General features: G+C 70.0%; 16 protein-coding genes. 12 read left to right on the plus strand and 4 right to left on the minus strand.

Features of this window, described 5'->3' with window-relative positions; all coding sequences use genetic code 11:
• The first annotated feature begins 123 nt into the window (after window positions 1-123).
• Window positions 124-2547, plus strand: coding sequence for a hypothetical protein (locus tag BLQ91_RS11505; RefSeq protein ID WP_090096805.1), 2424 nt, complete (start codon window positions 124-126; stop codon window positions 2545-2547).
• Between the two features lie 99 nt (window positions 2548-2646).
• Here BLQ91_RS11505 and BLQ91_RS11510 read toward each other — a convergent pair whose 3' ends face one another.
• Both BLQ91_RS11510 and BLQ91_RS11515 read right to left on the minus strand, forming a co-directional pair.
• Window positions 2647-4080 (minus strand): MFS transporter, encoded by a 1434-nt coding sequence (locus tag BLQ91_RS11510; RefSeq protein WP_090096806.1) that lies wholly within the window; start codon window positions 4078-4080, stop codon window positions 2647-2649.
• A gap of 133 nt (window positions 4081-4213) precedes the next feature.
• A complete protein-coding gene (locus tag BLQ91_RS11515) occupies window positions 4214-4696 on the minus strand; it encodes a DUF4396 domain-containing protein (protein ID WP_090096807.1) in 483 nt (160 codons plus the stop codon).
• 692 nt (window positions 4697-5388) lie between these two features.
• Between BLQ91_RS11515 and BLQ91_RS11525 the strand changes: the two genes are divergently transcribed.
• From BLQ91_RS11525 to BLQ91_RS11565, 9 genes are all read left to right on the plus strand, one after another.
• Window positions 5389-6009 carry a DUF305 domain-containing protein gene (locus BLQ91_RS11525; protein ID WP_090096808.1) on the plus strand — a complete coding sequence of 207 codons (621 nt, stop codon included), beginning with the start codon at window positions 5389-5391 and terminating at the stop codon, window positions 6007-6009.
• 270 nt (window positions 6010-6279) lie between these two features.
• Window positions 6280-6561 (plus strand): metal-sensitive transcriptional regulator, encoded by a 282-nt coding sequence (locus BLQ91_RS11530; protein WP_090096809.1) that lies wholly within the window; start codon window positions 6280-6282, stop codon window positions 6559-6561.
• A gap of 33 nt (window positions 6562-6594) precedes the next feature.
• On the plus strand, window positions 6595-6804 hold the full coding sequence (locus tag BLQ91_RS11535; protein WP_090096810.1) for a heavy-metal-associated domain-containing protein: 210 nt from the start codon (window positions 6595-6597) through the stop codon (window positions 6802-6804).
• 11 nt (window positions 6805-6815) lie between these two features.
• The gene (locus BLQ91_RS11540) at window positions 6816-7754 is read left to right on the plus strand and encodes a hypothetical protein (protein ID WP_090096811.1); all 939 of its coding nucleotides are present in this window, start codon (window positions 6816-6818) and stop codon (window positions 7752-7754) included.
• Window positions 7738-9996, plus strand: a complete 2259-nt coding sequence (locus tag BLQ91_RS11545) for a heavy metal translocating P-type ATPase (RefSeq protein ID WP_090096812.1) — start codon at window positions 7738-7740, stop codon at window positions 9994-9996. The genes BLQ91_RS11540 and BLQ91_RS11545 overlap by 17 nt, the downstream gene beginning before the upstream one ends.
• Before the next feature lie 249 nt (window positions 9997-10245).
• Window positions 10246-10446 carry a hypothetical protein gene (locus BLQ91_RS41220; protein ID WP_176959694.1) on the plus strand — a complete coding sequence of 67 codons (201 nt, stop codon included), beginning with the start codon at window positions 10246-10248 and terminating at the stop codon, window positions 10444-10446.
• Window positions 10446-10808, plus strand: a complete 363-nt coding sequence (locus BLQ91_RS11555) for a BlaI/MecI/CopY family transcriptional regulator (RefSeq protein ID WP_090096813.1) — start codon at window positions 10446-10448, stop codon at window positions 10806-10808. Before BLQ91_RS41220 ends, BLQ91_RS11555 begins: the two co-directional genes overlap by 1 nt.
• On the plus strand, window positions 10805-11719 hold the full coding sequence (locus tag BLQ91_RS11560) for a M56 family metallopeptidase (protein ID WP_090096814.1): 915 nt from the start codon (window positions 10805-10807) through the stop codon (window positions 11717-11719). The genes BLQ91_RS11555 and BLQ91_RS11560 overlap by 4 nt, the downstream gene beginning before the upstream one ends.
• Window positions 11720-11739: 20 nt before the next feature.
• The gene (locus BLQ91_RS11565; protein ID WP_143022604.1) at window positions 11740-12540 is read left to right on the plus strand and encodes a PIG-L deacetylase family protein; all 801 of its coding nucleotides are present in this window, start codon (window positions 11740-11742) and stop codon (window positions 12538-12540) included.
• A 76-nt stretch (window positions 12541-12616) separates the two neighbouring features.
• On the opposite strand, the gene BLQ91_RS11570 is transcribed toward BLQ91_RS11565, so the two are convergent.
• A complete protein-coding gene (locus BLQ91_RS11570) occupies window positions 12617-13534 on the minus strand; it encodes an NAD-dependent epimerase/dehydratase family protein (RefSeq protein WP_090096816.1) in 918 nt (305 codons plus the stop codon).
• 79 nt (window positions 13535-13613) lie between these two features.
• On the opposite strand from BLQ91_RS11570, the gene BLQ91_RS11575 reads away from it, so the two are divergent.
• Both BLQ91_RS11575 and BLQ91_RS11580 read left to right on the plus strand, forming a co-directional pair.
• The gene (locus BLQ91_RS11575) at window positions 13614-14534 is read left to right on the plus strand and encodes a LysR family transcriptional regulator (RefSeq protein WP_090096817.1); all 921 of its coding nucleotides are present in this window, start codon (window positions 13614-13616) and stop codon (window positions 14532-14534) included.
• Between the two features lie 280 nt (window positions 14535-14814).
• A complete protein-coding gene (locus BLQ91_RS11580) occupies window positions 14815-17016 on the plus strand; it encodes a DEAD/DEAH box helicase family protein (RefSeq protein ID WP_245733345.1) in 2202 nt (733 codons plus the stop codon).
• A gap of 54 nt (window positions 17017-17070) precedes the next feature.
• Here BLQ91_RS11580 and BLQ91_RS11585 read toward each other — a convergent pair whose 3' ends face one another.
• A complete protein-coding gene (locus BLQ91_RS11585) occupies window positions 17071-18285 on the minus strand; it encodes a putative PEP-binding protein (RefSeq protein ID WP_245733346.1) in 1215 nt (404 codons plus the stop codon).
• Between the last annotated feature and the right edge of the window lie 68 nt (window positions 18286-18353).

Here is an 18353-nt window from a genome sequence, read left to right on the forward strand (position 1 = left end):
CCCGGCGGCCCGGTGCCGGAGTGGTCCACCCCGTCCTCCCCGGTAGTGGCTCTGGGGGAATTCACACCGCGCCGCAATCGTGGTCCCACAAGCCTTTCCGAACTTCCGAGAAGGTAGTGAGCGATGTCCAGATCGAAGGCGCGTGCCTGGTGGGCGACCGCACTGGTCGCACTCACCGCGAGCAGCCTGATCACGGCTCTGCCCGCCGGGGCGCGAGCCGCGGAGGGGCCGCAGGCGTGCACGCTGAGACCCAACCCGCACGTCACCACCCTGAACCCGTGGGGCAGCTGCGTCTCCGTCTCGGCGGAGCTGGCCGCCCTGCCGGCCGTGGGCGAGTCCGCGCAGCTGACCGTGGAGGTCACCGCCCAGTTCGCCCGGCCCGACGTGCGCGTCGAGGTGGACCTGCCCGCCGGGCTCGAATGGGAGCAGGTGCCTGCCGGGCTCGGCACCCGCCAGGTGGCCGCGGCCACTCCCACCGACCGCGGCGGGGTGCGCCGCGCCGAGGGCGCCACCGCGCTGGCCGCGGGCGGCACCAAGCGCTTCACCGGCCGGGTCCGGGCCACCACCGCCGGTCCCGCCGACATCGCGGTGCGCGCGGTGGCCGCCGGTGACGAGCACTCGGCCGATCCCTCCGACCACGTCTACCTCACCGTCGCCGGCCGCGGCGGCAGGTCCACCCCCGGCATGGCGGGTTCCGCCCACTCCGCCGCCGCCCCGGTGAAGGTCACCGCCGGCCGCGTGGCGCCGCAGTTGACCCACCGGCCCGCCGCTGCCGCCACCGCGCCCGTCAGGACCACCGCCCAGCGCGAGGAGACCACCGCCCTCGCCGGAACGGCCTGCGTCACCGGTGGCTGGGCCTACACCGACAGCACCTTCGCGGTCCGCAGTTCTCCCAACTACGGCGTGCAGGTGTGGGACCGCGACACCGCCGACGGCCACGACCTGCTCGGTGTGGTCGCCACCGACAGCGGGGGCAACTACACCGTCTGCTTCGACAACACCGACGCCGACGGCGGCATCATCGACGGCGGCCAGGACGTCTACGTCCGGTTCCTCGCCGAGAACAACATGTGGCGGGTGCAGGACCTCAGCGGCAACCTGTACTCCTACGACAGCACCGTCGTGTCCAACCTGGCCGCGGGCGCCACGCACAACTACGGCCAGCTCCAGCCCACGGACCCGCTGCACTGGCTCGGCGTGCAGGCCTTCGACGCGGTCAACGACCTGTGGTACTGGAAGCCGGGCGACTGCTGGGACGACCTCGACGTCGGTTCCTGCCGGCAGATGGTCGTCAACTGGCGCTGGGACTCGGCCGTCGGGCCCCACTACGACCCGAACGAGAACGTCCGCCAGGTCTTCCTGCCTGCCAGCTCCCCCATCTCCCGCGACACCACCGTGCACGAGGCCACCCACTGGGTGATGGACGACGTCTACGAGTTCAGCCCGGTGCCCGGCGCCGGCGGCTGGCACCAGGTCCACACGCAGTCCACGGCGGGCCTGGCCTGGGTCGAGGGCTTCGCCGAGTGGACCCCGACGCAGGTGTACAACGACCCGGTCTGGAACTGGGCGGACGGCAAGACCATCGACCTGGAGAGCGCGACCTGGGGATCCACCTGGGCCAACCCCCCGCTGGGAACCTTCCCCTGGCAGGACGGCGAAACCGTGGAGGGCCGCGTCGCCGGCGCGCTGATCGACCTGTCGGACGCCACCAACGAGGCCCCTTGGGACCGGCTGAGCGATGGCGGCCGCACCCCCGGTCACATCTGGACGACCTTCCTCCTCCACAAGTCCAACACCTTCGCCGAGTTCTGGGGCCACCGCACCGCCGACGGCTTCAACACCGCGCTCACCAACGGCCTGGCCTCGCTCTACCAGAACACCATCGACTTCACCTTCCGCGACCCGCTGGCCGGCAACACCCCGGTGTCGCGGCCGACCCCACCCGCGACCTCGCACAACTTCTCCTACAACACCGTCAACAACTCGTGGTCCGTGGTGGCCCTGCGCCCGCCCGCCGGTGCCGACTACAACCTGCGCGTGTACGACGACAAGGCGCAGACCATCCAGAAGGGTTCCAGCGTGGTCGCCGGCGTGACGGACTTCGTCGCGGTGAACTCCAACACGGGGAAAACGCCTCTCGGCGACTTCTACCCGAAGGTCAGCGTCGCCTCCGGTACAGGGGGCAACTACGCCTTGGAGTTGGCACAAGGCTCGACCCTGCTGCACGTGGCCAGCTCGCAGTCCGTGGCCATGACGAGCTCCAAGGTGGTGGCGGTGCGCGACACCATGCTCACCGCGGGCGTGCCGGTGACCATCAAGGTCACGCCGGGCAGCGCGTCCCAGGACGCCGAGCTGTTCATCGTCGGTTCGGTGGACGGCTCGTCCTCCACCTACGTCAGGAGCCGCGCGACCGCCTCGGCCGGTGCCACGGCCGGCGGCCCCGGCGCGGTGGAGACCATCACCTTCACCCCGGCCGTCAGCGGCTGGCACGGCGTGGTCCTGATCAACAAGGCCGGCAGCGGAACCTACACCCTCCAGCGCCTCTGACCCATCCCTCGACGAGCCGGGTCGCCCCGCGCGGGGCGACCCGGCTCGCGCCGTCGGGTCCTGCCCTCGGCGCAGACGAGCGGTCACGGAGACGAGCGGTCAGACGTTCGCCGGTTCGCGCTCGCCGTCCGCCGTGACGGTGCGGCGACCGCGCAACGTACCGCCCGCGACGAGCGCGCCGACGACGGCGACTCCCGCGGCACCGACGAAGGCGGCGGAAACGCCGGTGGTCAACGCCTCGGGGTCACCGAGCTGACCGGCGCCGTAGGAGGCCGCCAGGGCGGTCATGGCGGCGAGGCCGAGGGCGGACCCGATCTGGTAGCTGGTGTTGACGATGCCCGACGCGAGGCCGCCCTCCTCCGGGCGAGCGCTCGAGATCGCCGTGCCCAGCGACGGGATGAACGCGAGCGCCATGCCCGTGGCAGCCACCAGCGAGGCGGGCAGGACGTCCACCCAGTAGTTGCCGTCCGGGCGCACCAGGGCGAGCCAGCCGAGACCGGCGGCGAGCAGGACGAGGCCGGACACGACCATCGCCTTGACGCCGAACCGTGCGGTGAGCCGCGGTGCGACGACGACCATCAGCAGCATGATCGCGGTGGTCATCGGCAGCAGCGCCGAACCGCTGGCGAACGCTCCCAGGCCGAGCACCTGCTGCAGGTAGAGGTTGAGGAAGAACCACATCGGGATCCACGCGCCGCCGAGCAGCAGCTGCGCGATGTTCGCCGCACCGAGCTGGGACGTGCGGAAGATGCCCAGTCGCACCAGCGGAGCCTTCCGCTTGGCCTGGACGAGCAGGAAGGTGCCCAGCAGCAGCACGGCCGCGATCAGGGCGACCACGGTCTCCGTGGAGGCCCATCCGGCTTCGGGAGCACGCACGATCGCGTAGACCGCCACCGCCAGCCCGGCTGTCACGGTGACAGCGCCGAACAGGTCGGTCGAGCCGCGCTGCGCGGTGCCGGCGGGCATCAGGGCAGGGATCGCGATCAGGGCGATGATCGCGATCGGCACGTTGATGTAGAACACCCACGGCCAGCTGAGGTACTCGGTGATCACACCGCCGAGGAAGACACCTGCGGTGCCACCGGCGGGAGCGGCCGCTCCGTAGATCGCCAGCGCCTTGCCGAGCTGCTTCTGCTCGCCACCGAAGAGCATCATCAGCAACGTCAGCGCGGACGGCGCGATGAGTGCGGCGCCGGCGCCCTGCACGGCGCGACCGGCGAGCTCGAGCCAGATGGAGCCCGCCGCACCCGCGGCCACGGAGCCCACCAGCAACACCAGCCAGCCGGCGGCGAACACGCGGCGGGCTCCGAGGAGGTCCGACAGCCGGCCACCGAGCAGCAGCAGTCCGCCGAACGCGACCACGTAGGCGTTGAAGACCCAGGACAGGTCCTCCTGCGAGAACCCGAGGTCCGCCTGGATCCCCGGCAGCGCGACACCGATGATCGAGGTGTCCATGATGACCATGAACTGCGCGGCGGCGATGAGGGCCAATGCCCACCACCTGCGCCGATCAGTCCCCTCTGATCGAGACATTTCCTGTACTCCTTACCAGTAGGGGGTATACGACCTCCGCACGCCGGCCATGACCGGACGTGCGAGGCCCCACCCCTGCAGAACGAAGATTCGGACGAGAGGTGGCCGCGAGCACCTCGCGGCCACCGATCACTCAGTGGTGGTGACCCTCGTGGCCGCCGCCGTGGTACTGGTGCACCACGGCGTGCCCCTTGCCGCGCGAGATCAGCCACCGGTTGACCGGCACGGTGACCACGAACGCCACCGCGAGCGCGAACGCGAGGCTCCCCCAGAACAACCAACTGGCCAGGCCGGCCTCCATCGCACCGGGCACGATCAGCATCACGCCGTTGTCGACGATCTCCATCACGGCGATCGACACGGTGTCGGCGGCGAGCGCCACACCGATCGCGGCGCGCAGCGGCAGACCGGACTCGAGCACCGGACGGATCGTCAACGCGTACCCGAAGACGAACGCGAGCGCCACGGCCAGGGCGATCGTCGCCAGGTTCGACCAGCCCAGCGCGGTGCCGATGACCATGCCGAGCACCTCACCGATGGCGCAGCCCGTGAGGCAGTGCAGCGTCGCCGAGACGGCCAGCCTTGTCAGACCCGTTCGCCCACCGGTGTGGTTCATCGCCTGCTCCTCGTCTTCCGACCTTGATACCCCTCTGGGGTATGTTGCGGCCAAGCTACGCCTATACCCCCAGGGGGTGTCAAGTCCTCCTCGTGGAGCAGCAGGACTGCAGACGAAATGCGCAGGAAGACGAGGTTGCCCGAATCAGGGACCTACTACCCTGAACAGGATTTGGGGCCGGTCGATCTGCTCCCCCTTGAACCAGATCACGCAGCGACCCGTAGACACCGTTGATGCGACCTACTAGGTAGGGTAGTTATATGGCTCCGGCGACGCACGGCAGAACGATCCAATGGATCCTGCTGTGCGCGCTGTTCCTCGGGGTGGTCGGCATGCATCACGTCAACGTGAGCAACGACGTGCCGTCCCCACACGGAACCGTATCCACGAGCACACACGGTGCACACCACCCCGGAGATCCCGCGCCGGAGCCCACACACGACGTGCTTCACCTGTGCGTCGCCGTGCTCACCGCAGTCGCGTCGCTGGTCTTGCTCGCATCGTTGCTGCTGCTGACCGCGAGGCGCCTTGTCCCTGTGCGCGTTCAGGCAACGGGCGTCCGGCCTCGCGCCCCGGACCGACCACCGAGAGGCGGTCGCGACCTGCTCGGCTCCCTCTGCGTGCTGAGGTTGTGATCAGTCCGGTCTCCGGAGACAGATCGCACATTTCCCAGCACAGGAGGAAGAAGCTCGATGAGGAAGTCTCCGATCGGATTCGGCGTCGCGGGCGTCGCTGTTCTCGCGCTCGTCACCGGGTGCAGCAGCGGCGGCAACGACATGAGCGGCATGCGGCACAACTCGACGAGCACGCCGGCTCCGGCCCCCGGCCGGCAGGCGGCGGACCACAACGACCACGACGTGCGGTTCGCCCAGGAGATGATCGTCCACCACCAGCAGGCGGTGCAGATGGCCAAGATGGTGCCGGGCAAGAGCACCAACGCGAAGGTCCTCGACCTCGCCGAGCGCATCGAGGGCGCGCAGGACCCGGAGATCAAGACCATGACCGGATGGCTCTCGAAGTGGGGCGCGGCCCCGACGGCGTCGTCGATGCCCAAAATGGACCACGGTTCGATGGACCACGGCGCCGGGACCGGCATGATGACCGCCGTGGAGATGGCCGGGCTCGGCCGGGTCTCGGGTGCCGGGTTCGACCGCATGTGGACGGAAATGATGATCAGGCACCACCAGGGTGCGATCGAGATGTCCGAAACCCACCTCGACAAGGGCAGCAACGCCGAGAGCAAGAAGCTCGCGCAGGACATCATCACCGCGCAGCAGGCGGAGATCACCGAAATGCAGGGGCTGCTGAAGTAGGACCGCCCCGTTGACGACGTCCGGGCCGGGTGAACACCAGTTCACCCGGCCCGGACTGCTTCTCACCGCGCATGTCGCATTCCTCTGAGCGGCAACAGACCCGGAGCCCACGACGCCAGCGTGAGCCAGATCGCGCAAGTACCCCTACCCCGTATTGCTACTTAGCCTTGCACACCCATACCCCCCTTGGGTATGTTTGCCGCAAGCGCCCGTCGTTCCCCCGGTCAGCCGCGACCGGCCGCGCGACGGACCGATCGACAGGAGCGGCACATGCACGGCTACACGGACAACAAGGAAGCCCACCTGCGCCGCTTGAAGCGCATCGAGGGCCAGGTGCGCGGCCTGCAGCGGATGATCGAGAACGACGACTACTGCATCGACGTCCTCACCCAGATCTCCGCCGCGACGCGCGCACTCCAAGCCGTCTCGCTCGGACTGCTCGACGAGCACCTGAAGCACTGCGTCAGCGAGGCGATCACCGAGGGCGGCGCCAAGGCGGAGGAGAAGATCGCCGAGGCCAGCAACGCCATCGCCCGCCTCGTCCGCTCCTGACTTCCCAGTCCCATCAGCAACGAGGAGTTCCCCATGACCGAGACCACCTACACCGTCACCGGCATGACCTGCGGACACTGCGTCAGCTCGGTCACCGAGGAGATCGGCCAGATCGGCGGCGTGCGGAAGGTCGACGTCGAGCTGGACAGCGGCAAGGTCACCGTCACCAGCGACCAGCCGGTCGCCGAGGACGACGTCCGCGCCGCTGTCACCGAGGCCGGCTACACGCTCGTCGCGAGCTGAAGGGGCCCGAGATGAACACCGCCACGAAGGTGAGCGCCTACGCGGGCGTGCTGGCGATCGTCTTCGGCGGCGCCTGGGCTGCCGGCGCCGCGGCCGGTCCGTCCGGTGGCGACACCGCCCCGGCCGCGATGGACCACGGCGCCACGCAGTCCGCCTCCGGCACCGGCAGCGACGAGCTGCCGCCCGGTCTGTCCGCCGCGGACAACGGCTACGTGCTGAAGCCGTTGCGCACCAGCGCGAACGCCGGCGAGCAGCAGTCCTTCCAGTTCACCGTCGGCACTGCCGACGGCGGCACGGTGACGAAGTTCGAAGTGGAGCACGAGAAGCGGCTGCACCTCGTGCTGGTGCGCCGGGACAGTTCCGGGTTCCAGCACGTGCACCCCGAGATGGCCGCGGACGGGACGTGGTCGGTGCCGCTGACCCTGCCCGCCGCCGGCAGCTACCGGGTCTTCGCCGACTTCAAGCCGGAGAACGGCACCAAGACCACTCTCGGCACGGAGATCCAGGTGTCCGGCGCCTACGAGCCGAAGCAGTACGAGACGGATTCGCGGGAGTTCGCGGTGGACGGTTACACGGTCCGCCTCGACGGCGATCTGAAGCCCGGCGCGGAGTCCGCGGTGACCACGACGGTGACCAAGGACGGCAAGCCGGTCACCGACCTGCAGCCCTACCTCGGCGCGAACGGTCACCTGGTCGCACTCCGGTCCGCCGACCTCGCCTACCTGCACGTTCATCCGGTGGAGGCACCCGGTGCCGGCCCCGGGGTGAAGTTCGCGGTCGAGGTCCCGACGTCCGGCAGGTACCGCCTCTTCCTGGACTTCCAGCACGGGGGTCAGGTCCGCACCGCGGAGTTCACCCTCGCCGCGACGGACTCGGCGGCGTCGCAGCCCCGGACCCAGCCCACCGGCACGACCACATCGAAGGAGGACGGCCATGGCCACGGCGGCTGACGTCCGCACGAGTCGGATCGAGCTCTCGATCGGCGGGATGACCTGCGCCTCCTGCGCCGCTCGGATCGAGCGCAAGCTGAACAAGCTCGACGGCGTCCAGGCCAGCGTCAACTACGCCACCGAGAAGGCCAGGGTCAGCTTCCCGGAGACCTTCACCGCCGAAGAGTTGGTGAAGGTCGTCGAGAACACCGGCTACACGGCCGAGCTGCCCGCTCCCCCGCAGGCCGCCGGGAGCGCGGAGAAGGCGGAGGAGGACCCGACCCGCACGCTGCGGCAGCGGTTGATCACGTCGATCGTGCTCACCGTGCCGGTCATCGCGCTCGCCATGATCCCGGCGCTGCAGTTCACCCACTGGCAGTGGCTGTCGCTCACGCTCGCTGCTCCCGTCGTGGTGTGGGCCGCCTGGCCGTTCCACAAGGCCGCGTGGACCAACCTGCGCCACGGCGCCGCGACGATGGACACGTTGATCTCCATCGGCGTCGCCGCCGCGTTCCTGTGGTCGCTGTACGCGCTGTTCCTCGGCACCGCGGGCACGCCCGGCATGACGCACGCCTTCGAGCTCACCGTCCAGCGGATGTCCGGCGCGGGCAACATCTACCTGGAGGTCGCCGCGGGCGTCACCACGTTCATCCTCGCGGGCCGCTACTTCGAGGCGCGGTCGAAGCGCCGTGCCGGGGCCGCGCTCCGGGCGTTGCTCGAGCTCGGCGCCAAGGAAGTCGCGGTGCTGCGGGACGGACGTGAACAGCGGATCAGCGTCGACGACCTGAAGGTCGGCGACCGGTTCGTGGTGCGGCCGGGCGAGAAGATCGCCACCGACGGCGTGATCGAGGAGGGCAGCTCGGCGATCGACGCGAGCATGCTCACCGGCGAGTCGGTGCCCGTCGAGGTCGAGGCCGGTGACACCGTCGTCGGTGCCACGGTGAACGCCGGTGGCCGGCTGGTCGTGCGCGCCACCCGCATCGGTGCGGACACGCAGCTCGCGCAGATGGCGAAGCTCGTCGAGGACGCCCAGGGCGGCAAGGCGGAGATCCAGCGCCTCGCCGACCGGGTCTCCGCGGTGTTCGTGCCGATCGTGATCGCGCTGGCCGTCGGAACGCTCGCGTTCTGGCTCGGTGCGGGCTCGGGGGTCTCGGCGGCCTTCACCGCCGCGGTGGCCGTGCTGATCATCGCGTGCCCGTGCGCGCTCGGCCTGGCGACGCCCACCGCGTTGCTGGTCGGCACCGGGCGTGGCGCGCAGCTGGGCATCCTGATCAAGGGACCGGAGGTGCTGGAGTCCACTCGCCGGGTCGACACCGTCGTGCTCGACAAGACCGGCACCGTCACCTCCGGGCAGATGAGCCTCGTCGAGGTCCACGCCGCCGATGGCGTGACCGAGGACGAGGTGCTGCGCCTGGCCGGCGCGCTGGAGCACGCCTCCGAGCACCCGATCGCGAAGGCGATCGCCACGGGCGCCACCGACCGCGTGGGCGACCTGCCGGTGGTGGAGGACTTCCGGAACCTGGAGGGCCTCGGCGTCCAGGGTGTCGTCGGCGAGCACGCCGTGCTGGTCGGCCGCGAACGCCTGCTCCAGGAGTGGAGCGTCAGGCTGAGCGAGGAGCTCATCGCCGCCAAGGAGGAGGCGGAGGACAAGGGTCGTACCGCGGTGCTGGTGGCGTGGGACGGCGAAGCGCGAGGCGTGCTGGTCGTGGCCGACACGGTCAAGCCCACCTCCGCCGAGGCGATCGCCGGACTGCGCGGCCTCGGACTGCGGCCGGTGCTGCTGACCGGGGACAACGAGGCGGTCGCCCGGGCCGTGGCCGCCGAGGTCGGCATCGACGAGGTCATCGCCGAGGTGCTGCCCCAGGACAAGGTCGACGTGGTCAAGCGTCTGCAGTCCGAGGGTCGCGTGGTCGCGATGGTCGGTGACGGCGTGAACGACGCCGCCGCGCTCGCCCAAGCCGACCTCGGCCTCGCCATGGGCACCGGCACCGACGTCGCCATCGAGGCCAGCGACCTCACGCTCGTCCGGGGCGATCTCCGGGCAGCGGTGGACGCCATCCGGTTGTCGCGCCGCACGCTCAGCACGATCAAGGGCAACCTGTTCTGGGCCTTCGCCTACAACGTGGCCGCCCTGCCGCTGGCGGCGCTCGGCCTGCTCAACCCGATGATCGCGGGCGCCGCGATGGCGTTCTCGTCCGTCTTCGTGGTGAGCAACAGCCTGAGACTGCGGGGCTTCCGCAGCGCGAACAAGCAAACCGTCTGATTCGTGGCCCAGCTCGCCGCCGCGCGAGCTGGGCCACTTCCACGCTGAGGGGCAGTGGTGCGGGACAGGCACGTCAGCAGGGCGGACGCCAGGATCGCCTACGAGCTCACCGGATTCGGTCCGCCCACGACGTCTTCCTGAGCCAGGCAGGGTCCCCTGGCTGCGCCTCCTCGACTTCGACGCCCGCGGCCGATCACCGGCTGCTGACCTACGACCAGCGCGGGCGCGGGCACTCGACGGGCCGACTTCATGGGCTCGTCATCGGGCTGCGACGTGGCGTTGCGCGCCGCCATCGCGGCACCGAGCCGCTTCCGCCGGCTCGTGCTGATCATTCCGCCGGTGGCGTGGGAGGAAGCCACGTCCGGCCACAGGTCGGACACAGGTGATCAAGTTGGTGGCGTGATCCGGCCGCCGGGCATACTTCTCGGCCTGCGGGAAAGGGTGAAGTGATGCGTGGACTGGGTGAGCTGGAAGCCGCCGTCATGGACGTGCTCTGGCACGCCGGAGAACCGCTGAAGGTGCGCCAGGTGCTCGAACGCCTCGACACCGGCAAGCAACTCGCCTACACGACCGTGATGACCGTGCTGGACAACCTGCACCGCAAGGACTGGGTCGCCCGCGAGCTCGAGGGCAAGGCCTACTGGTACGAGCCGACGACCAGCCGGGTCGAAGCGGCCTCGAACGCCGTGCGCGACATCCTCGTCGCCTCCGGCGATCCGGAAGCCGCCCTGCTGCACTTCGCACAGTCGGCGACAGCCGAGGAGTCGGCGGTGCTGCGCAAGGCGTTCCGCCGCAAGGCCGCCGGGAAATGACCGTCGCCCTGGCCCTGCTGCTCGCGTGCGCCGCGGCCGGCTGGCTGGCGCCACCCCTGCTGCGGCGCCTCAGCGACCCGGTGGTCGCTCTCGTCGGGTGGCTCACGTCGATCGTCGCGGTCGTCGCCACCTCCGCTGTCGCGGTGGTCTTGCTCCTGCTGCCCGAGCACGGCCTCTCCACCCTGCACCACTGCTGGGAGTCGGTGGTCCACGGCACCACCCCCACCGTCGAGGTGCTCGGCGGCATCACCGGCGGCGCACTGCTGACCGGACTGCTCGTCCGCGTCGCCGTCGTCGGCGCACGCGGCGCCCGCCGACGCGCCCGAGCCCGCGAGGAGCAACTCTCGGTGCTCCGGCTCGCCGGACGACGAGAAGCCGGCGCACCTCCGACGGTGTGGCTCGACCACGAACGACCTCTGGCGTTCAGCCTCGCGAGCAAGCCCGGCGTCGTGGTCGCCACCGAGGGACTTCACCTCCACCTGACCCCCAGCGAGGTCGACGCCGTCCTGGACCACGAGCGAGCCCACCTCAACGGCCACCATCACCTGCTGGTGGCCGCCGCGGACGCCGTCGCCACCGCGTTGCCCGTCCTCCCGCTGTTCAAGCGGGCGGGCGGCACGATCCGCGAGCTGGTCGAGATGTCGGCGGACATGACCGCGGCCCGCACCCACGGCGCGGACACCGTCCGCACCGCCCTGCTGCGCGTCTCGTGCCACGGCGCCCCGGACTCGGCGCTCGCGATGGGCAGGGACGCGATCGACGCCCGGCTCGAACGCCTGCGGCGGCGGCCCCGGACACCGAGCCGCGTGAGCAGAGTCCTCTCCGGCACGCTCACCGGTCTCACAGCCGTCGCGCTCCCCCTCGCCACCGCTTCGACGACGATGTTCACGCTGATGCTGCTGACGTGCTGACATCCACTTCACTGGACACCATGACTCGAACGCTTCTCGCGGTGCACGCCCATCCCGACGACGAGTCGACGTCCACCGGCGGCATCCTGGCCCACTACGCGTCGCTCGGCACCCGGATCGTGCTCGTGACGTGCACGAACGGCGAGTTGGGCGACGCGCCGGACGGTGCCAAGCCGTTCACACCCGCGCATGACCCCGCACGGGTCGCGGCGCACCGGCTCGGCGAGTTGCAGGCGGCGTGCCGCGTCCTCGGTGTGACCGACGTCGAACTGCTCGGGTACCACGACTCGGGCATCCCGGCCTGGAAGAAGCCTCACGGCGCCTTCGTGGACGTGCCGGTCCCCGAGGCCGCCGACCAGGTGGCCAGACTGATCGAGCACTACGAGCCGCAGGTCGTGGTGACCTACGACGCCGAGAACACGGCGCAGCACCGGGACCACCTGCATGCCGCACAGGTCGCTTCGGCGGCGTTCGACCTGTCCGGAGTGGCGACCAAGCTCTACTTCAAGGCACACGTCCGGGCGCACTGGGAACGCTTGGTCCGGGTGGCCGCCTCGGTCGGGATTCACCGGGACGTGCCCCCGGACTCGATGGCGTCGACACGCGCATCACCACGACCGTCGACACCCCGCGCGGTCGTCGACCGCAAGCGCGCCGCGCTGCACTGCCACGCCTCCCAGCTCGGCTCGTCGATCGCAGGCAGGCTGCCGGCCGCGGAGTTCGCCGAGGTGTTCGGTGTCGAGGACTACATCCGGGCACGGGACACCACGGGATGTCCCGTGCCGGAAACCGACCTCTTCAGCGGGCTCGGCCCGTGCTGAGGTCCGCCGGTCTGCCGACGTGGTTCGACAGCGACACACGGGTCAGGGCGCTGTACCGGCGACGCTGATCAGTGCGTCACCTGCTCTCCTGAGTGGTGGTGAGCGCCTGAGCGCGGGTGATCACGGGCTTGTACCCCAGCTCCGCCACGGCTTTGGCGGTGTCCAAAGTGCACTGTTGTGAGAAGAACCAGAGCAACGGCACCGGCACGTTCTCCAGCGCGGTGGGGAGGTCGAGGTCCGGTACCGACGGGTCCACCCCGTAGAGCCGGAACTGCGTCTCGAGGAACGACCTCAGCTCCACCGGCTCGCGGTCGGTGATGAAGTACGCCTCGCCGGGCCGCCCGTGCACCCAGCCGAGGACGAGTCCTTCCACGGCGTTGTCGACGTAGGTCACGTCGGTGAGCACCCTGCTGCCCTCGATCCAGGCGAACCGGCCTTCCCGCGCCGCCCCGACGATCGCGCCGATCAGGCTGCTGTGCGGTCCCCACACGAACCGCGGGCGGATGATCACCGTGGTGAGCCGGTCGTCCGAGGCCTCCGCGACGAGCTGTTCGGCCTGCGCCTTGGTGGCGGAGTAGGCCGCGGGCGAGTCCGGGCGCAGCGGGGCGGTCTCGTCCGCGTCGACCAGGGGTTCGCCGGCCAGCAGCGAGGCTTCCGAGCCGCAGTAGACGAACCTCCCGGCGTGCACGCGGCGCGCGCCTTCGAGAGCGGCCGCGGTCCCGTCCACCGTCACGAGCCGGTGCTGTTCCGGGCTCGCCGCGAGGTCGGTCTCCGCGGCGAGGTGGAAGACCACGTCGTAGGTGTCGCCGGGACGAGCCCAGGTGGCGGGGTCGAGGAGGTCGCCGCGGACGGCGGTGGCGCCGGCGCGTTCGACGGCGACGGCCGCGGCGTCGCTGCGTGCGAGGGCGGACACCGCGTGGCCGTCGGCGACCAGGCGGCGGATCAAGGCGCTTCCGATGAAACCGGACCCGCCGGTGACGAATGCTGTTGACATGTCCGGTCCAACGGTGTCGTCGCGCGAACACTTCCCGTCGCAGGATCGATATAACCTTGCTCGATGATAAGTTCTGTTTATGCCAACTCTGCGTGCGCTGGAGTGCCTGCTCGCCGCCGCTGACCTGGGCTCGGTGACGCGCGCGGCACAGCACCTGCACCTGTCCCAGCCGGCGATCTCGCACCAACTGGTCGCCCTGGAACGGGAAGCCCGCACCGCGCTGCTGATCCGCGACCGCCGCGGAGTCCGTCTCACGGCCGCCGGACGCGCCGCGCTGCCGGAGGCCCGCCGGGCCGTGGCCGCCGCCGACGACGCGATCCGCCTCGCCCGTGCGGCGGGTCAGGCCGTCGGAGGCACCGTCCGCGTGGTGTGCGCGCAGAGCCTCACAGTGGTGTTGCTCGCGCCAGTGCTGACCCGCTGGAACGCCGAACGTCCCGACGTGACGATTGCGTTCCGCGAAAGCACGGACCCGCAGTCCGCCTTCGCCGCGCTCGAGTCCGGCGAGGCCGACCTCCTGCTGCTGCCCGACCTCGGCGACACGGACTTCTCCAAGACCACGGTCGCCGAGGAGGAAGTCGTCGTGGCACTGCCGGTTCGGCATCCGCTGGCCTCGCGGCGCGCGATCCGGCAGGAGGACCTGCACGGCCAGTCGTTCGTGCACTTCACACCGGAGAACAACCTCGGCACGTGGATCGAGAGCAACCTCGAAGCCGACCTGAGGGGGTCGGTGGTGGCCCGCACCGCCGTGACGACGCACGCACCTCAGCTGGCCGCGGCGGGTCTGGGGATCGCCGTGGTGCCGGTCAGCGCCGTCACTGCGGGCTTCCCCGGCGCGGTCCGGCCTTTCGACCCCCGGTGGAAGCGCCGCCTGGTCGCCCTGACCGCCGGCTCCCAGGACCCGCTCACCGCGCAGCTGATCAGCGACCTGCGCGACGGAGGTCTGCACGTCCCCGGCGACGTCGCGGACCAGCTGGCTCCGGTGGCCTCGGAACAGCGCTGAGAACTCGGTGGACACGCGAGCCCGAACCGGATGCCGGTCGTTCGACCGACTGTGCCCGTCGGCAACCGCACCGTGACGATCCTCGACCTCGGCAGCAGGGCGCACACAGCCGTCGTCAGGGCGTGCTGAACCGTCCCGGTACGCCGGAGGGCCGTCACCGCAGTGGGGACGGCCCCTCCGACGTACGTACCGTCCTGTCCCTTGATCGAAAACCGGCGTTGTGGCCGCCGGGTGTCGATAACGTGACCATGTGACTGCTGACAGCCATGACGACGGTGCCGTGTCCAGACCCAGCCGTGCAGGCGCGGCCTGGTCGGCGCAGGACACCGAGGTTCTGTTGGACGGGATCCGGCGCGGTACGACGCTGAACGAGCTGGCGCGAACGTTGCAGCGCACGCCTGGCGCACTGCAGGCGCGCTGTCAGGTGCTGTTGCCCCCGCAACTGCGGCCCGCTCTGCGGGCGGATGCCGCAGCGGTGCTGCGCGAACACCTCGCGGCCAATCCGGCTTTCGGCGTGGCGGCGGGAAGTCCGAGCCGTACGTCGAGCCGGCAGCGGAAGGACGGCCGCGGAAACGCGGCGATGCCTGTGCGGCTGAGCACCGAACAGCGGCGGATGATCGACGCGGTGCGGGCCGGGCGGGATGTCATCGTCGACGCGACGGTGGGATCGGGCAAGACCACAGCCATCCAGGCGTTGTGCACCGAGGTGGGCCGGAGCCGGAGAGTGCTGTACCTGACCTACAGCAAGCTGTTGAAAGCGGACGCACAACGCCGCGTGAAACACGCGAAAGTGCAGAACTACCACGGCATCGTGTACCCATCGCTGGTCGAGGCGGGCATCAGGTGCGGTATCGGTGAGTCGATCCGGCGGTTCAACACGGCGTTCACCGAACTCTCGGCGGGTTTCCCCAGGTTCGACCTGCTCGTGGTCGACGAGTACCAGGACATCAACGAGGAGTACGCGCAGCTCTTGCGCAACATCAAGTCGCTGAACCCGTCGATGCAGACCGTGCTGGTCGGCGACCTCGCCCAGAAGGTGCAGTCGAACACGACGCTGGACGTCCAGCGGTTCACCAGGGAGATCACCCGGCAGGCCGAGCTGATGCCGTTCACCCAGTCCTTCCGGGTCGGTCCGGAACTCGGAGCACTGCTCAGCGAGGCGTGGAACAAGCCTGTCGTCGGCGTCAACCAGGCGCAGACGATCCAGTACGTCTCCTACGACGAAGCGCTCGAGCTCATGGCGGCGAAAAGTCCCGGCGACCTGCTGTGCCTGGGCAGGCGCAACGGGAAGATGGCCGAGGCGTTGAACCACCTCGAACGCAAGCACGGTGACGTCTTCAACAAGAAGACCGTCTACGCCTCCATCCGGGATGGCGACACCTCGGTGACCTACAACGACGACACCGCGGTGTTCACGACGTTCGACTCCAGCAAAGGTCTCGAACGATCGGCGAGCGTGGTGTTCGACTACGACGAGACCACCTGGGACATGCGCTGCCGGTTCCCCGGCGTCGACAAGACCGTCCTGCGCAACGTCTTCCTGGTCGCAGCCTCCCGGGGGAAGAACGAAGTCGTCTTCGTGCGATCGGAACAGTCGCATCGGCAGGCCAGGAGCATCGGCTTCATCCCCGTGCAGCGGTTCACCGGGCTGCTGGACGACGAACTGCCGAAGTACGAGAAACCGTTGCTGGCCTCGGACTGCTTCGACTTCACCTATGCGGAGAACCTCCAGGCGTGTGTCGACCTGCTGGACCGGCGACGCCTCGACGACGGCGCGGGCGAGGAGATCGACATCGACCGCGTCGACGGGCTGATCGACCTCTCCCCCGTGGTGGGGCACTACCAGGAGGCGGTGTTCTTCGACAGGTACAACCCGGCGGCCGAGGTGCTGCTGAACCCCAAACCGATCGCGAAGCGACTGCGCGTGCTGCTGAACGAGGACCCCTGGCACAACTCGTTGGTGCTGACCGCTGTCGACACGGACCAGATGCGCTACGCGGAACAGGTCACGAGGAAGGTGAGCAGTGAGGTTCGTGACGCGGTGACGAGGCGGCTGGCGACACAGCTTCCCCGCGGTTGCGAGACACAGGTGTCGATGACCCTGTCGGGACTGGCTGTCGCCTCGTCCGCGGCGACGCCGATCACGTTCGCGGGTGTCGCGGACGCCGTGCACGACGGCCGGGTCTTCGAGCTCAAGTTCGTCTCCGAGCTCGATCACGCCATGTTCCTCCAGCTGGCGCTCTACCTCGTGATGAGCGGGCACCAGACGGGAGTGCTGTGGAACACGCGCACCGACGAGCGCTGGGCCGTGCGGGTGCCTGACCGCGAAAGTTTCATGCACGCCGTCATCGTGTGCGTCACCAAACAGCGCTACCGGGCCTTTCAGCCGACGACACCACCGCAGCACCAGATCAGCCGTCTTCGCGGGATCTCCGACGGCCTGCTCACCCGGCTGCGCCGGGCCGGACGGCCCCCGCGCTGAGGCGGGAAACCGGAGCCGCCGGTCGACGGGCACGAACGTCGACCGGCCTCCCGGTCAGGCCGGCAGTTCCACGGGTCCGGCCAGGTGCCGCAGCTCGGCGTTGCACATCATGAGCCGCCTCGCCGGAAGGTGCCGCAGGTAGTGGTCCACGTCGGCACCGAGCGCGAACACGTGCACCGGTACGCCCGAGGCGCGGCCGGACTCGACGGTGTCGCGCAACGCGGCCAGCACGGCCGGGTGCCGGGTCTGGTAGGTGGCGGCGACCCGGTGGTTGCCGCGGTCGGCCGCGAGGTAGAACTGGATCAGGTCCTTGGTGCCGACGAACAGCTCGCTGGCGCCGGCCGCGCAGAACTCGGCCGCGGAATGCACCGCGGCCGGTGTCTCCACGAAGACGCCGAGCGGGGTGTCGGCGGTCAGGGCGAGGTGTTCGCGCAGGCGGAGGAACTCGGTGCTGTCGTTGATGAACGGCACGGCGAAGCTCAACCGGTCCGCGGCCGCGCCGAAGTGGTCGGCCACGTGGGCGCGCAGCGAGCGGAACGCGGCCGGGTAGTGGTGTTCGGCGAGCAACCACCGGGCTCCGTGCAGGCCCATCTCGGGGTTGGGCTCGGCGTCCACCTCGATCCCGGCGGTCATCCGTGCGGCGTCGTCGGAGCGGAGGTCGAGCAGCCGCATGACGAGTCGTTGGCCTGGAAGGAGCTCCTCCACCATCGAATGCAGTTCCGCCGCGACGGCGACGCCGTAGCGCTCGGCCTCGCGCGGCCCGGCACGCAGGGCGTCGACCGGGCTCAGGCCCGCGCTGAGGCACAGGAACTCCTCGCGGATGAAGTAGCTGTCCACGTGCGGGGTGAGGTCGTTGGTGGAGCGGATGTCCGAGGCGTCGGCGATGACCACGCAGATCGACTCGACGTCGCCGAGGCCCGAGACGGAGGGTTTCACCTGTTGCCGCACGTGTTCGGCGTTGCCGTGGAGGACCACGCCACGGTCGAGCCGGATGGTGATGTCGCCGGCGAGCGCGTCCAGGTCGTGCGGGTCGACGCGCAGGACGGGGATGCCGCGGGAGCGGCACAGCGACTGCATGTGGCCGGTCCTGCCGCCTCGTGCGCAGATCACGGCAGCGGACGACAAGATGGCCTCGTAGAGGTGCGGGCCGAGCTCGCCGATCAGCAGAACAGCGCCGGCAACGGGTTCCCCCGTTCGGTTGCAGGTGCCGCGGACGGTCTTCAGGGGTCCGCCGACCAGTACGTCCGCACGTGTTTCGCGAAGGTTCACAGGCGTCCTTCCACCACTCCCGGGCCGGAGCGCCGCGGTCGGCAGGGCGTGGGCGGCGTACTCCGGAT

Origin of the sequence: Lentzea jiangxiensis, from assembly GCF_900104175.1 — a bacterium.
Lineage (GTDB): Bacteria > Actinomycetota > Actinomycetes > Mycobacteriales > Pseudonocardiaceae > Lentzea > Lentzea jiangxiensis.